Raw genomic sequence first — 14,109 nt, forward strand, 5'->3', positions numbered from 1 at the left:
AATGATGGGTAACGATGCCCGAACCCCGGCCGCGGCAGCGTCCGCGGACTTCGAGGAAGTCCAGGCCACGCAGCAGTTCAAGGAACTGCGCAAGCGCCACCGCAGCTTTGTGTTCCCCATGGCCTTAGCGTTTCTGCTCTGGTACTTCGCCTACGTCATCCTCGCCGCCTACGCCGTGGACTTCATGTCCACCAAGGTGTGGGGCAACATCAACGTCGGCCTGATCATGGGGCTGCTGCAGTTCGTGACCACCTTCGGCATCACCGGATGGTACGTCAGCTACTCGAACAGGCGCCTGGACCCGATCGCCGCGGACATCCGGCACGGCATTGAAGGCCACGAGTATGACAAGTCCGGCAGCAGCACTCTCGGTGGAGGAACAAAATGATCACTATTCCCGCAGCGGTTGACGTCGCCGCACTCAAGGACACCACGCTGCTGAACATGGGCATCTTCGCCCTGTTCGTCGCGGTCACCATGGTCATCGTGTTGCGGGCCAGCCGGAACAACAAGACAGCGGCTGATTACTATGCTGCCGGCCGTTCCTTCACCGGCTCGCAGAACGGCACCGCCATCGCAGGCGACTACCTGTCCGCGGCTTCCTTCCTGGGCATCACCGGGGCCATCGCCATCAACGGCTATGACGGGTTCATGTACTCCATTGGCTTCCTGGTCGCCTGGCTCGTGGCTCTCCTGCTGGTGGCGGAGCTGCTCCGGAACACGGGCAAGTACACCATGGCCGACGTCCTGTCGTTCCGCCTTCGGCAGCGCCCGGTCCGCATCGCAGCTGCCATCTCCACGCTTGCCGTCTGTTTCTTCTACCTCCTGGCCCAGATGGCCGGCGCCGGAAGCCTGATCTCGCTGCTGCTGGGCATCAGCGACTGGGGCGGACAGGCCCTGGTGATTATCGTCGTCGGCGCCCTGATGATCATGTATGTCCTGATCGGCGGAATGAAGGGCACTACCTGGGTGCAGATCATCAAGGCCTGCCTGCTCATCGCCGGTGCCGCCGTCATGACCCTCTGGGTACTCGCCATCTACGGGTTCAACCTCTCCAGCCTGCTGGGCGGCGCGGCCGAGGCGGCGAACAACCCTGCCGTGCTCAACCCCGGCCTGCAGTACGGCAAGACCGAAACGTCCAAGCTGGACTTCATGTCCCTGGCCCTGGCCCTGGTACTGGGGACGGCCGCCCTGCCGCACGTGCTGATGCGCTTCTACACGGTGCCCACCGCCAAGGAGGCCCGCAAGTCCGTGGTGTGGTCCATCTGGCTGATCGGGTTGTTCTACATCTTCACGCTGGTCCTCGGCTACGGCGCCGCCGCCCTGGTGGGGGCCGACACCATCAAGGGCGCCCCCGGCGGCGTCAACTCGGCAGCGCCGCTGCTGGCCTTCCATCTGGGCGGCCCCTTACTCCTGGGCTTCATCTCGGCCGTGGCTTTCGCCACGATCCTCGCCGTGGTTGCCGGCCTCACGATCACCGCCGCGGCCTCTTTCGCCCACGACATCTATGCGAACGTCATCGCGAAGGGAAAGGCCGACGCTGAGACCGAAGTTAAGGTGGCCCGCCGCACTGTGATTGTGATCGGCGTTCTCGCCATCCTGGGCGGAATCTTCGCCAACGGCCAGAACGTGGCCTTCCTGGTGGCCCTGGCGTTCGCCGTGGCCGCCTCCGCCAACCTGCCCACCATCATCTACTCCCTGTTCTGGCGCCGGTTCACCACACAGGGTGCGGTATGGAGCATGTACGGCGGGCTGGCATCGGCCATCATCCTGATCGCGCTGTCGCCGGTGGTGTCGGGCGGCGCGACCTCCATGATCAAGGACGCCAACTTCGCCGTCTTCCCGCTGAGCAACCCGGGCATTGTGTCCATCCCACTGGCCTTCCTGCTGGGCTGGCTCGGCACGGTCCTGGACAAGCGGCAGGAGGACCCCAGCAAGCAGGCCGAGATGGAAGTCCGGTCGCTAACCGGGGTGGGCGCCGAGAAGGCCGTCGAGCACTAACCTGAACAATCAAACGGCAGGAGCCCCCGCGTACTACTTGGGGGCTCCTGCCGTTTTGGCGGCTGCCAGGCATGCGTCGGCACCTTCAGGGCGAGTGGTGGCTCCCGGTGTGTTCACCGTGCGGCACTGCGAACTGTCCCGCCGTCGATGCGGCGAGTCCCGGCGTCGTGATGGCGGCAACCAGCACGGCACCGGCGAAGGCGGCGGCGAGGAGCGTTCCCGCGCCCAGGCGACCCGACGTGTTCTGGCCAGGTGCCCCGGAAAGATTGGGGGACTCGCGGCTGAGCCATGACGTGGCCGCGCGGATCATGAGGGTCAGCAGCACGGCGGCGAGGTGGCTGATGCCTAGGCCGGCCATGCCGCTCCCTGCGCCAAAAACAATGGCCGCCACGTGCACGGCGGCTGCCGCGGGCAGCAGGAGAGCGGAGGCCCGCGGCATCGGGAAACGGTTCCTGCTCAGCCCTGCGACCGTCCACCCCAGCAGCGCTGCACCCCAGAGCAGGGCGGCCGCGGCGCCGCCCACCCTGCCGGGGAAGTTGGCACCGGCGGCAGCAAACAGGCTCGAGGCGACGGCGAGGTTGACCGCTGCGGCGCCGAGGCCGGCAAAGCCGGCGAAGAGCCTGACGGCATCGGAACGGTGCGTTCCCTGCGGTGCCGGAATAGCCGGGATGGCCTGGCCGGTCATCATTTTTTAGGCGCCAGGTCTGCTAGGCGCGTGCCGTGGCGGGGACCTTGTCCAGGGACAGGCCGACGCCGAGCAGCAGGACGGCGCTCGCCAGGTGGAGAACGTTGTCCGCGCCGTTGAGGGCAATGATGTTCAGGGGCGAGCTGAGCAGGAACAGTCCGAGGATGCCCACGAGCAGGTACACCGCACCCACAGCCGTGTTGATGGTCCGCGACAGCTGGACATCCTTGACTCCGGCGTAGAGGAGGGCGGCGCCGATCGCGAGGTGGATCACGTTGTGCAGCGGGTTGACCTCGAAGATGATCAGGTTGGAGCCTTCAGTGGAGAAGAAGCCGACTCCAGACGTCACGGCGAAGCCTACGAGTCCCACCAGCAGGTAGACGGCTCCGAAGACAGTGGCGATGAGACGGTTCGGTGAGTTGCGCATGGCCCAGATTCCTTCCGGTTGCCGGCCGGGGGCGCTTGCCCCGGCCAGATTTGCGGAGCCCCGGCTGGGACTCTCGGAAGCAATTCGGGTCAGGCTGGCGCTTGGATGGGTGCGCGGTCAGATGAGGGTCAGACCTTTGGCCGGAGCTTGATGGTGACCAGCTTCAGTTCGTCCTTGCCGGCGAAGCGGTACACCATTTCGATGTCCTTGCCCTGGCATTTGATGAGCCCGGCGACATCTGCAATGTTGTTGTCGTTCTGCGTGCTGACTTTGAGGTCGTCGTAGGCCGTGGTGCAGGACGGGTCAAGCTGGAGGCTCTTCACGCCTGACGCGAAGTCCTCGCGGCTCAGCTGCTCCTTGAGGCTCGGGTCCATGTAGTCGTTGTAGGCCTTGTCCGTGTCGCCGGCGATAACCAGCCTGGTGAAGTCGTCCGCGAGGTCCCCGGCCTGCCGGGTGGACCCGCCCACCAGGTTCACCAGGAGCAGGACCCCGACGATTACCAGCAGGAGCACGCCTGCCACGATGCCCACCACGATCCAGAGGCCCTTGCGGCTTTTGGCCGGAGGCAGGCCCGGCAAGCCGAACGGGGAAGGCGGAAGGGCCCGCCGGCCCTTTGGCTGCTGCGCCCCGGGCCGTTGCGGACCGGGCCGTTGCGGACCGGGTTGGTAGGGTCGGGGCTGCTGCGGCGGAGGGAGCGGGGGATTGCTCAAGGGTTGGGCCTTTCCGGCACCGCACCAGCGGCGCTCCGACTAAAGGGGCACAGCCGGCGCCCGGTCACTTTTGTGGAATAGCCTATAGCGCCCGCCCTTTTTTGCATCGAAACGCCAGGAACCGTGATGGTTTCCCGTCGTCACAGACGGCCAGGTGCGCCTAGTCTTCAGATGAGTTGCGCTCAAGCAATGGCTGGATCCGGAAAGGTATCAGTTCGCCCATCGCCAGGGCGGTGTCGGTCCTTTCGACGCCGTCGCAGGCCAGGATCTTCCCGTTGATCCGGAAGAGGTCTTCGGCGTCCAGGGCCACCACGCGCAGCAGCAGGTCGGCCGAGCCGGTCAATCCGTAGCCCTCGAGGATCTCCGGCACGGCCGCCAGCTCCTCGGCGAGTGAGCCGAGCTTTTGCTGCTGGACATGGACCGAGATGAAAGCCATCAGCGGATACCCCAGGGACACCGGATTGATGCGCCGCTCGAATGACAGGAAGGCGTGCTTCTTCTCGAGCTGGGCCATCCGCGCCTGGACGGTGTTGCGGGAAAGGCCAAGCTTCTGGGCCAGAGCCACCACAGTGCGGCGGGGGTCCTGAGCCAAGGCGGAGAGCAGCCGGGTGTCTGTGCCATCCAAAGCTTGCATAATGCGCAAGGCTAGCACGGTCTGAGGGCGCCCAACAGTGCATTGTGCTCAGTTTTAGCCGCGGTGGTTGTACCAGTTGGGCATTGTGAGTAGGGTCACAATTAATCGGGGCAAAGGCGCCCGGGAGGCCGGAATGCGGCGGTATCACGAGTCCTGCCGCGGGATGGTTACACGACGTCAGAAGGTTGCGGCAACAGTGGTGACAGACGATGCGGGCCGGGGCGGAACATCCGCCGGCCAGGACAACAATGCAGGGCACCAGGGTGGCGCAGGCCACGGCATGGTCCAGCTGATCACCCCCTCGGGGGAGCGCGTCAGCCATCCGGAGTATGACCCCTGGGTCAGGGACGTATCAGACGAGCAACTGTGCTCGCTCTACGAGGACCTGGTGGTGATCCGGCGGATCGACAAAGAGGCAACAGCGCTGCAGCGCCAGGGCGAACTGGGCCTCTGGCCGCCGCTGCTGGGCCAGGAAGCCTCGCAGGTGGGGTCAGTGCGCTCCCTGCGGGATGACGACTTTATATTTCCCAGCTACCGCGAGAACGGCGTGGCCTACTGCCGCGGGGTGGACCTGGCGGACATCCTGCGTGTCTGGCGCGGGGCTGCCTCCGGCGGCTGGGACCCGTATACAGTCAACATGGCCATCCCGCAGATCGTCATCGGCGCGCAGACGCTGCATGCCACCGGGTACGCCATGGGAATCCAGAACGACGGTGCCGACTCTGCGGCGATTGTGTACTTCGGCGACGGCGCCACCAGCGAAGGCGACGTCAACGAGGCCATGGTCTTTGCCGCCAGCTTCCAGGTGCCCCTGGTGTTCTTCTGCCAAAACAACCACTGGGCCATCTCCGAACCTGTGCGCCTCCAGTCCCACACCCAGCTTGTGGACCGCGGGGCCGGATTCGGCATCCCCAGCATGCGGGTCGACGGCAACGATGTCCTGGCGGTAATGGCAGCCACGCGGGTCGCCCTCGACCGGGCCCGCCGGGGCGGCGGCCCCACTTTTATTGAGGCCGTTACCTACAGGATGGGCCCGCATACGACGGCGGACGATCCCACCCGGTACCGCGACCCCAATGAACTCGAAGACTGGGCGGCCAAGGATCCGATTGGACGGGTCCATGCGCTGCTTGACCGGAAGGGCCTGTTCACCGAGGAGTTCGAAGCAGGCGTGCGGACCAAGGCTGACGCCGTCGCCCGCGAGCTGCGTGCCGGCTGCACTGGCATGCCGGATCCCGAACCCCTGGACGTCTTCAAGCACGTGTACAGCACTCCCAACTCCTGGCTGGACCGCCAGCAGGACCACTACTCCCGTTACCTTGCCTCCTTCGGCGATCCCGCAGGGGCAACACAAGAAGAAGGTGCACGCTGATGACGCAGATGACCTTTGCGCGGGCAATAAATTCAGGCCTCCGCAGATCCCTCGACAACGATCCCAAGGTGCTCCTCATGGGCGAGGACATCGGCACCCTGGGCGGCGTCTTCCGCGTGACGGACGGGCTGCAGAAGGACTTCGGCAAGCACCGGGTGGTGGACACACCCCTGGCCGAGTCCGGCATTGTGGGTACCGCGGTTGGCCTGGCCTACCGCGGGTACCGGCCGGTGGTGGAGATCCAGTTCGACGGTTTTGTCTACCCCGCCTTCGACCAGATCGTGTCCCAGGTGGCCAAGATGCATTACCGCAGCCGCGGCGCCGTCAAAATGCCCATCACCATCCGCATCCCGTTCGGCGGCGGCATCGGGTCGCCGGAGCACCACTCCGAGTCACCGGAGGCCTACTTCGCCCACACGGCAGGCCTGCGGGTGGTCACTCCGGCCAGCCCGCAGGACGCCCACACTATGATCCAGCAGGCCATTTCCTGCGATGACCCGGTGGTGTTCTTCGAGCCCAAGCGCCGCTACCACGACAAAGGCGAAGTGGACGAGAGGCTCGATCCCAATTCAGCGCCGCCGATGGGCCAGGCCCGGGTGGTCACCGACGGCACCGACGTTACGCTCTTGGCCTACGGGCCACTCGTGAAGACGGCCCGTGACGCTGCCACGGCAGCCGCGGACGAAGGCGTCTCGGTTGAGGTCATTGACCTGCGGTCGCTGGCTCCCGTGGATTTCGCCACCGTCGAGGCCTCGGTCCGCAAGACGGGCAGGCTGGTGATCACCCACGAGGCCGGGCAGTCGGGCGGGCTCGGCGCGGAGGTTGCCGCCAGCATCACCGAGCGCTGCTTCTACCACCTGGAGGCGGCACCCGTCCGCGTCACCGGCTTTGACGTGCCGTACCCCTATTCGAAGGTGGAGATGCATCACCTGCCGAATCTGGACCGGATCCTCGACGGCGTGGACCGCGCGCTGGGCCGGCCGAATTCGCTGAGCGGGCTGGAAGGATGACCGCCACCATGATCAAGGAATTCCGGCTGCCCGATCTCGGCGAAGGACTGACCGAGTCCGAAATCGTCAGCTGGAAAGTGGGGGTCGGGGACACCGTCAGCCTGAACCAGATCATCGCCGAGGTGGAGACCGCCAAAGCAGTGGTGGAGCTGCCCTCACCCTTCGCGGGCGTGATCACCGCCCTGCATGAACAGCCGGGAACCGTCGTGGAGGTCGGCAAGCCGATTGTCTCGTTCGAGGTATTGGACGACGCCGGTAACCAGACCGCCGCTGCCGCTCCGGCTGAGCCAGCGCTTCCCAAGAGGGAACCCAACCTCGTCGGGTACGGCGCCGTCGTCGAAAGCACCGGCCGTCCCGTCCGGCGGCAGCGAACGCTGGTTGAGCCCGCCCCTGTGGTTGAGCCCGCCCCGGTGGTTGAGCCTGCCGCGCTAGTTGAGCCTGTCGAAACCAAGCCTGCCGACACCGCATCCGCCGAGCGGCCCCGTTCCACGCCGCCCGTTCGGAAGCTGGCGAAGGACCTCGGAGTCGATCTTGGGAGTGTCACGGGGACAGGCCCGACGGGTCTCATTACCCGTGACGATGTGCGGAATTTCGTGGGCGGCGGAGACCTTCCCGCGGCCGCCCAGGAGCTGGCAGCACAGGAAGCGGCACCCCAACCCGCTTCGCCCCAGGGTGAGCGTGAAGTGCGCACGCCCATCAAAGGTGTCCGCAAGTTCACGGCCGCGGCCATGGTCAACAGCGCCTTTACGGCGCCCCATGTGACGGAGTTCCTCACTGTCGACGTCACTCCTTCCATGGAGCTGCTGGCCAGGCTTAAGGAAAGCAAGGCGTTCGCGGGCCACAAGCTCACGCCGCTGACCCTCGTGGCCAAGGCTGTCCTGATTGCTCTGCGGCGCAATCCCGGTTTGAACGCCAGGTGGGACGAAGCGAACCAGGAGATCGTCCAGTTCAACTACGTGAACCTCGGCATCGCGGCCGCAACTCCGCGTGGTCTCACCGTTCCCAATATCAAGGATGCGGACCGGCTGGCGCTTGTCGATTTGTCGGCGGCGCTCGCAGAACTGACGGACACTGCCAGGGCCGGGAAGACCAGCCCTGGGGACCTCTCCGGCGGCACCATTTCCATCACCAACATCGGTGTCTTCGGGATTGACGCCGGCACGCCCATCCTGAACCCGGGGGAGGCCGCGATCCTCGCCATGGGCGCCGTCCGGAAAACCCCGTGGGAGTACCGGGACCAGGTCGCGCTGAGGCAGGTCATGACGCTGAGCCTCTCCTTCGACCACCGGCTGGTGGACGGTGAGCAGGGGTCCAGGTTCCTGGCCGACGTGGGTGCGCTGCTCGCGGATCCCGGCATGGCCTTCGCGATGGCGTAGCCGCGATTCCCGGATGCCTGGCGCCCACACTCGAGCGGCAGGCAGCCGGGAAGCGCGGTCAGTCGGAAAGCGGGCCGGCCGTCACCAGCAGGGCCGCCAGCGCCATGCTCTCAAGAAGCGGCCGCGCCGACTTGATGGCCATCCGGCTACCGTGGTTGCGGACGGAGTGCGGCGTGGAGTTGATGAGGCCGAATGTCGCGTGGGCGCGCATGCGGAGGTCGGCCGTGTCTGTTGTGCCATGGATGCCGGCGAGCACGTCGACCCAGACTTCCACGTAGCTGCGCTGCAGGGCACGTACCTGTGCCTGGTCCTCGCTGGTCAGGTTGCTGAAATCCCTGTCCTGCACCCGGATCACGTCGGGGTTGCTGAGGGCAAAGTCCACGTGGAACTGCACCAGACGGTTGAGGGCGGCGGAGGGGTCGGCGGCATCGGCAACCACGCGGCGGCCGCCGTCGAGGAGGTCCTGGCTGACGCTGAGAAGCAGCGCGCCGAGCACGGCCTGCTTTCCGGGGAAGTGGCGGTACACGGCGGGTCCGCTCACGCCTGCAGCGGCGCCGAGGTCCTCGAGGGAGACCCGGTTGAACCCGTTGACGGCGAAGAGCGTGGCCGCGGCGGACAGGAGCGCCTGCCGGCGTGATTCCTTCGCCCGGCTGCGCTGCGTCGGACCGGTTGTCTCGCGGCCGGCTGCGGCCTGGCCGGGAGCGGTGAGCTCTCGATCTGTGGTGGGCACATTTCCTCCTCGGAACCCAAAGCACTCTACCAACATCCTGTGTTGGACATCACAGTTACTAGAGACTAACCTAATCTCAGTTACGAGGCACTAACCGAAATGCGGCAGGACTGCCACCGGACGTGCCCGGGAATGGAAGCGGTCAATGGAGACACTCGCCAGCCGGCTGGATGCCGCCGGCAGCGCATTTGAGGCCAACAGCCTTGCGCAGCGCGCGCTCGCGGATGAGCTGCGGAAACGTCTTGCCACGGCGGCGCTGGGCGGGCCGGAGAAGTCGCGTGAGCGGCACATGGCGCGGGGCAAATTGCTTCCCCGGGAACGGATCGACCGGCTTCTCGACGACGGCAGCCCCTTCCTCGAGATCGCCCCGCTGGCTGCGAACGGCATGTACAACGACGATTCGCCCGGCGCCGGCATCATCGCAGGCATCGGCCTGGTGCACGGCCGCCACGTGCTGGTGGTTTCCAACGACGCCACCGTCAAGGGCGGCACGTACTACCCCATGACGGTGAAGAAGCACCTCAGGGCCCAGGAGATCGCGCTCGAGAACCGGCTCCCGTGCATCTACCTCGTGGATTCCGGCGGAGCCTTCCTCCCCAAGCAGGACGAGGTCTTTCCGGACCGGGACCATTTCGGCCGGATCTTCTACAACCAGGCCCGAATGTCCGCGGCCGGGATTCCCCAGATCGCCTCCGTGATGGGCTCCTGCACCGCAGGCGGCGCCTACGTTCCCGCGATGAGCGATGAAACGGTCATCGTCCGCAACCAGGGCACCATCTTCCTCGGCGGCCCGCCCCTCGTGAAGGCGGCCATCGGCGAAATCGTCAGCGCGGAGGAGCTTGGGGGCGGCGACGTGCACTCCCGGATCTCCGGCGTCACGGACCACCTCGCCGAAAACGACGAGCACGCCCTGCAGATCGTCCGCGACATTGTCGCCACGCTGCCCCGGCCCGCCGCGCCGGCCTGGGACGTGGAAACCGCCGTCGAACCTGCCGCCGGGCCCGGCGAGCTCTACGGTGCCGTTCCCACGGACGTCAATGCTCAGTACGACGTCCGCGAGGTGATCGCCCGGCTGGTGGACGGCAGCCGCTTCCATGAGTTCAAGAAGAACTACGGCCCCACCCTGGTGACGGGATTCGCCAGGCTCCACGGACACCCTGTGGGCATCGTGGCCAACAACGGCGTGCTGTTCAGCGAGTCGGCGCTCAAGGGCGCCCACTTCATCGAACTGTGCGACCAGCGCGGCATTCCGCTGCTCTTCCTGCAGAACATCTCCGGCTTCATGGTGGGCAAGGACTACGAGCAGGGCGGCATTGCCAAGAACGGCGCCAAAATGGTCACCGCCGTGGCCACCACGCGCGTGCCCAAGCTGACCGTGGTGATCGGCGGGTCCTTCGGCGCCGGCAACTACTCGATGTGCGGCCGGGCCTACTCGCCGCGCTTCCTGTGGATGTGGCCCGCCAGCCGTATCTCCGTCATGGGCGGCAACCAGGCCTCCAGCGTCCTGGCCACCGTCAAGCGTGACCAGCACGAGGCCGCAGGGCAGGAGTGGTCCGCAGCGGATGAAGAGGCGTTCAAGGCCCCCATCCGGCAGCAGTACGAGGACCAGGGCAGCCCCTACTACTCCACGGCGCGGCTGTGGGACGACGGCATTATTGACCCCGCTGACACCCGCACCGTGCTGGGCCTCGCCCTCGACGTCGTCTCCCGTGTCCCGCTGCCGGAGACCTCCTTCGGCCTCTTCCGAATGTGAGCCAGTAATGACTGCCGAAACCATGTTCCGCACGGTCCTCGTGGCCAACCGCGGCGAGATTGCCTGCCGCGTGATCAGAACCCTGCGCGCCATGGGCATCCGTTCGGTTGCCGTCTACAGCGATGCCGACGTCGGCGCCCGCCACGTGCGCGAGGCCGACGCCGCCGTCCGGATCGGCCCAGCCGCGGCCGCCCAAAGCTACCTCAGCATCGACGCGATCATCAGGGCCTGCCAGGACACCGGTGCGCAGGCGGTGCACCCAGGGTATGGATTCCTGAGCGAGAACGCCGACTTCGCCCGGGCGCTGAATGCGGCCCGCATCGCCTTCATCGGACCCGGGGCCGAGGCACTGGAGGTCATGGGAGACAAGATCCGCTCGAAGAACCACGTGTCCGGATATGGCGTTCCGGTGGTCCCGGGCATCGCCGAGCCCGGCATGACGGATGCGGAACTCATCATCGCCGCCCCGGCCGTGGGCTTCCCACTGCTGATCAAGCCCTCGGCGGGTGGCGGCGGCAAGGGAATGCATGCAGTGGAGCGCCCGGAGGACCTGCCGGCGGCCCTGGCCACCGCACGGCGCGTGGCTGCCAGCGCATTCGGGGACGACACCCTGTTCCTGGAACGCCTGGTGAGGTCGCCGCGGCACATCGAGGTGCAGGTCCTGGCCGATACGCACGGCAACGTCATCCACCTGGGGGAGCGCGAATGCTCCCTGCAGCGGCGGCACCAGAAGGTCATCGAGGAAGCGCCGTCACCACTGCTGGAATCTCTGTCCGACGGCGAGGCCGTCCGCGCGAAGATTGGCGAGGCTGCGTGCCAGGCCGCCCGCAGTGTCCACTATGCCGGCGCCGGCACCGTGGAGTTCCTCGTTTCGGACGACTCCCCGGACGAGTTTTTCTTCATGGAGATGAACACCCGTCTCCAGGTGGAACATCCGGTGACGGAAATGGTCACGGGCACCGACCTTGTCGAATGGCAGGTGCGCATCGCCGCCGGTGAGGAACTGACGGTGCAGCAGGACGACGTCGTGCTGACCGGCCACTCCGTGGAGGCGCGTGTCTACGCCGAGGTCCCGGAGAAGAACTTCCTGCCCTCGACCGGAACAGTGCTCCTGCTGGACGAGATCCCCGGCCCCGCCCAGCGCCCCAGCGCTCCTGTCCGCGTCGAAGTCGAAACGGCCCGCGGGCGCGTCCGGGTGGACTCGGCGTTGCTGGACGGCCTGGAGATCTCGTCCAGCTATGACCCGATGATTTCGAAGGTCATCGCGTGGGGTGAGGACCGCGCCGCGGCCCTTGACACCCTGGACGAGGCGCTCGCCGGGTACACCGCGCTGGGCATCGACACCAACGTCGAATACCTGCGGTTACTGATCGACGACGCCGACGTCCGCGCCGGCCGCCTCGACACCGGCCTGATCGAGCGCAAGATGCCGCAGTTCACGTTCCGCCAGCCGGGCGACGCCGAACTTGTCACCGCCGCCTTGTACGCCCTGGCCACGACAGAGGAACAGCACCAGCATGAACCGGCGGCCGGCCCATGGCAGCGCCGCGACGGCTGGCGACTCGGTGCCGCGGCGCCGCGCCGGATCAGCCTGGGAACCTCCGACGGCGGCGTCGCCACCGTGGACGTGTGGGGCCCCGTCACGGGGGATAGTGTCGCCGTGAGCGTGAACGGAGGGCCGCAGCTCCCGGCCCTCCTGGAGTACGCGGGTCGCCAACGGCCGGTGCTCACCCTCAATGGCGAAGCCACCAGTTATGGACTTGCAGCCGTTCACACCGGTCCTCCCGCCCAGAGCTGGCTCGAGCCCGACCCCCGCGTCCTGTCGGAGCTCTTCCTCGGCGACGAGGGCTGGTCCTGCCGCCTCGAGGTGCTCACCCGCGAGTCCCGCCTGGAGCGGGTGCTGGCCGCCGTCGAGCGGAAAGAGGGCGCCGCGGATCCGGAAGTCCGGTCACCCATGCCCGGGACCGTCGTCGCGGTGCCGGTGAGTGACGGCGATCAAGTGACTGCAGGACAGGTGCTGCTGTCCGTCGAGGCCATGAAGATGGAGCACCAGCTCGTGGCCGAAGTCTCCGGCACGGTCCACATCAGCGTCAGCACGGGCGACCCGGTCAAGGCCGACCAGGTCGTCGCCACCATTCACGCGGAACAGCCCGCACCCCAGGATCCAACAGATGAACGTAAGGAGGCCTAGCCATGGCCGATTTTGACCTCAGCGAGGAATACCAGGACCTCAGCAAGACCGTCCGCGAATTCGCCGACGAAGTGGTGGCCCCCGTCTCCGCCAAGCACGACGAGGAACACAGCTTCCCCTACGAAGTGGTCTCGCAGATGGCGGACATGGGGCTGTTCGGCCTGCCGTTCCCGGAGGAATACGGCGGCATGGGCGGCGATTACTTCGCGCTGGCCCTCGCGCTGGAACAGCTGGGGCGCGTGGACCAGTCCGTGGCCATCACACTTGAGGCCGGCGTTTCGCTCGGCGCCATGCCCGTCTACCGTTTCGGCACCGAGGCCCAGAAGAAGGAATGGCTGCCGCTGCTCGCGTCCGGAAAGGCGCTCGCCGGCTTTGGCCTGACCGAGCCGGAAGCCGGATCGGACGCCGGCGGCACGAAGACCACGGCCCGGCTGGACGGCGACGGAGACGCCAAGAACTGGGTCATCAACGGCAACAAGGAATTCATCACCAACTCGGGAACTGACATCAGCAAGCTGGTGACCGTCACCGCCGTCACGGGCCAGGAGGAGCGCAAGGACGGCAGCATCAGGAAGGAGATCTCCACCATCCTGGTTCCCACCGACACGCCCGGCTTCAAGGCCGAGAAGGCGTACAACAAGGTGGGCTGGAATGCCTCGGACACGCACCCCCTGACGCTGCGGGACGTCACGGTTCCCGAGGCAAACCTGCTGGGGGAGCGGGGGCGGGGCTACGCCAACTTCCTGTCCATCCTGGATGAGGGCAGGATCGCCATCGCCGCACTGGCCACCGGCGCTGCGCAGGGCTGCGTGGACCTTTCGGTCCGCTACGCCAAGGACCGCAGCGCCTTCGGAACCAATATCGGCAAGCACCAGGCCATCGCCTTCAAGATCGCCCGCATGCAGGCGCGCGCCCATACGGCCCGTCTTGCGTACTACGATGCTGCCGCCCGGATGCTCGCCGGCAAGCCGTTCAAGACCCAGGCGGCCATAGCTAAGATGGTCGCAGGCGAGGCGGCCATGGACAATGCGCGGGATGCCACCCAGGTATTCGGCGGCTATGGCTTCATCAACGAGTTCACCGTGGCGCGACACTACCGGGACTCCAAGATTCTGGAGGTCGGGGAGGGCACCACGGAGGTCCAGCTAATGCTGATCGCCCGGGAACTGGGGTTGTAACAGGCCCGTGGCCGTGTCCGTCGAAAGTCTGTGGAGACGCCG

13 protein-coding genes are annotated in these 14,109 nt (G+C 66.6%); 8 read left to right on the forward strand and 5 right to left on the reverse strand.

Annotation, left to right across the window (positions count from 1 at the left end; translation table 11 throughout):
- Window positions 1–4: 4 nt before the first annotated feature.
- Together DBZ45_RS00600 and DBZ45_RS00605 are read left to right on the forward strand one after the other, a co-directional pair.
- Window positions 5–388, forward strand: coding sequence for a DUF485 domain-containing protein (locus DBZ45_RS00600; protein ID WP_111902085.1), 384 nt, complete (start codon window positions 5–7; stop codon window positions 386–388).
- Window positions 385–2,001 (forward strand): solute symporter family protein, encoded by a 1,617-nt coding sequence (locus DBZ45_RS00605; protein ID WP_111902053.1) that lies wholly within the window; start codon window positions 385–387, stop codon window positions 1,999–2,001. Before DBZ45_RS00600 ends, DBZ45_RS00605 begins: the two co-directional genes overlap by 4 nt.
- An 85-nt stretch (window positions 2,002–2,086) precedes the next feature.
- Here the strand turns inward: DBZ45_RS00605 and DBZ45_RS00610 are convergent, their stop codons facing one another.
- The 4 genes from DBZ45_RS00610 to DBZ45_RS00625 all read right to left on the reverse strand — a co-directional run bounded on the left by DBZ45_RS00610 (window position 2,087) and on the right by DBZ45_RS00625 (window position 4,457).
- Window positions 2,087–2,686: a hypothetical protein gene (locus tag DBZ45_RS00610; protein WP_111902086.1), complete on the reverse strand. Its 600-nt coding sequence runs from the start codon at window positions 2,684–2,686 to the stop codon at window positions 2,087–2,089.
- A gap of 22 nt (window positions 2,687–2,708) precedes the next feature.
- Entirely contained in the window at window positions 2,709–3,113 is a 405-nt protein-coding gene (locus DBZ45_RS00615; RefSeq protein ID WP_111902054.1) for a DUF4383 domain-containing protein, read from the reverse strand.
- Between the two features lie 128 nt (window positions 3,114–3,241).
- Window positions 3,242–3,691, reverse strand: a complete 450-nt coding sequence (locus DBZ45_RS00620) for a hypothetical protein (RefSeq protein ID WP_223256859.1) — start codon at window positions 3,689–3,691, stop codon at window positions 3,242–3,244.
- 292 nt (window positions 3,692–3,983) lie between these two features.
- Window positions 3,984–4,457 carry an Lrp/AsnC family transcriptional regulator gene (locus DBZ45_RS00625; protein WP_111902056.1) on the reverse strand — a complete coding sequence of 158 codons (474 nt, stop codon included), beginning with the start codon at window positions 4,455–4,457 and terminating at the stop codon, window positions 3,984–3,986.
- A 196-nt stretch (window positions 4,458–4,653) separates the two neighbouring features.
- Here DBZ45_RS00625 and pdhA point away from each other — a divergent pair, with 196 nt between their 5' ends.
- From pdhA to DBZ45_RS00640, 3 genes are read left to right on the forward strand one after another with little or no spacing between them, the layout of a single operon-like run.
- On the forward strand, window positions 4,654–5,829 hold the full coding sequence (gene pdhA, locus DBZ45_RS00630; protein ID WP_111902057.1) for a pyruvate dehydrogenase (acetyl-transferring) E1 component subunit alpha: 1,176 nt from the start codon (window positions 4,654–4,656) through the stop codon (window positions 5,827–5,829).
- Window positions 5,829–6,839, forward strand: a complete 1,011-nt coding sequence (locus DBZ45_RS00635) for an alpha-ketoacid dehydrogenase subunit beta (RefSeq protein ID WP_111902058.1) — start codon at window positions 5,829–5,831, stop codon at window positions 6,837–6,839. Before pdhA ends, DBZ45_RS00635 begins: the two co-directional genes overlap by 1 nt.
- Window positions 6,836–8,215: a dihydrolipoamide acetyltransferase family protein gene (locus tag DBZ45_RS00640; protein ID WP_111902059.1), complete on the forward strand. Its 1,380-nt coding sequence runs from the start codon at window positions 6,836–6,838 to the stop codon at window positions 8,213–8,215. Before DBZ45_RS00635 ends, DBZ45_RS00640 begins: the two co-directional genes overlap by 4 nt.
- A gap of 58 nt (window positions 8,216–8,273) precedes the next feature.
- Here DBZ45_RS00640 and DBZ45_RS00645 read toward each other — a convergent pair whose 3' ends face one another.
- Complete coding sequence (locus DBZ45_RS00645; protein ID WP_111902060.1) at window positions 8,274–8,945, reverse strand: SACE_7040 family transcriptional regulator; 672 nt, start codon at window positions 8,943–8,945, stop codon at window positions 8,274–8,276.
- A 145-nt stretch (window positions 8,946–9,090) separates the two neighbouring features.
- Here DBZ45_RS00645 and DBZ45_RS00650 point away from each other — a divergent pair, with 145 nt between their 5' ends.
- The 3 genes from DBZ45_RS00650 to DBZ45_RS00660 are packed head-to-tail and all read left to right on the forward strand — an operon-like array spanning window position 9,091 to window position 14,067.
- Window positions 9,091–10,698 (forward strand): carboxyl transferase domain-containing protein, encoded by a 1,608-nt coding sequence (locus DBZ45_RS00650; protein WP_111902061.1) that lies wholly within the window; start codon window positions 9,091–9,093, stop codon window positions 10,696–10,698.
- Window positions 10,699–10,705: 7 nt separating this feature from the next.
- The gene (locus DBZ45_RS00655) at window positions 10,706–12,889 is read left to right on the forward strand and encodes an ATP-binding protein (RefSeq protein WP_111902062.1); all 2,184 of its coding nucleotides are present in this window, start codon (window positions 10,706–10,708) and stop codon (window positions 12,887–12,889) included.
- A 2-nt stretch (window positions 12,890–12,891) separates the two neighbouring features.
- Window positions 12,892–14,067, forward strand: coding sequence for an acyl-CoA dehydrogenase family protein (locus DBZ45_RS00660; protein ID WP_111902063.1), 1,176 nt, complete (start codon window positions 12,892–12,894; stop codon window positions 14,065–14,067).
- Window positions 14,068–14,109: the final 42 nt, after the last annotated feature.

Source organism: Arthrobacter globiformis (assembly GCF_003261175.1).
GTDB lineage: Bacteria > Actinomycetota > Actinomycetes > Actinomycetales > Micrococcaceae > Arthrobacter > Arthrobacter globiformis_A.

Excerpts from the sequence above, each read along its gene's own strand:
- DBZ45_RS00600 (WP_111902085.1), top strand. The coding sequence starts at position 5 with ATGGGTAACGATGCCCGAACCCCGGCCGCGGCAGCGTCCGCGGACTTC.
- DBZ45_RS00640 (WP_111902059.1), top strand. The coding sequence starts at position 6,836 with ATGACCGCCACCATGATCAAGGAATTCCGGCTGCCCGATCTCGGCGAA.
- DBZ45_RS00635 (WP_111902058.1), top strand. The coding sequence starts at position 5,829 with ATGACGCAGATGACCTTTGCGCGGGCAATAAATTCAGGCCTCCGCAGA.
- DBZ45_RS00605 (WP_111902053.1), top strand. The coding sequence starts at position 385 with ATGATCACTATTCCCGCAGCGGTTGACGTCGCCGCACTCAAGGACACC.
- DBZ45_RS00615 (WP_111902054.1), bottom strand. The coding sequence starts at position 3,113 with ATGCGCAACTCACCGAACCGTCTCATCGCCACTGTCTTCGGAGCCGTC.
- DBZ45_RS00650 (WP_111902061.1), top strand. The coding sequence starts at position 9,091 with ATGGAGACACTCGCCAGCCGGCTGGATGCCGCCGGCAGCGCATTTGAG.
- DBZ45_RS00655 (WP_111902062.1), top strand. The coding sequence starts at position 10,706 with ATGACTGCCGAAACCATGTTCCGCACGGTCCTCGTGGCCAACCGCGGC.
- DBZ45_RS00660 (WP_111902063.1), top strand. The coding sequence starts at position 12,892 with ATGGCCGATTTTGACCTCAGCGAGGAATACCAGGACCTCAGCAAGACC.
- DBZ45_RS00610 (WP_111902086.1), bottom strand. The coding sequence starts at position 2,686 with ATGACCGGCCAGGCCATCCCGGCTATTCCGGCACCGCAGGGAACGCAC.
- DBZ45_RS00625 (WP_111902056.1), bottom strand. The coding sequence starts at position 4,457 with ATGCAAGCTTTGGATGGCACAGACACCCGGCTGCTCTCCGCCTTGGCT.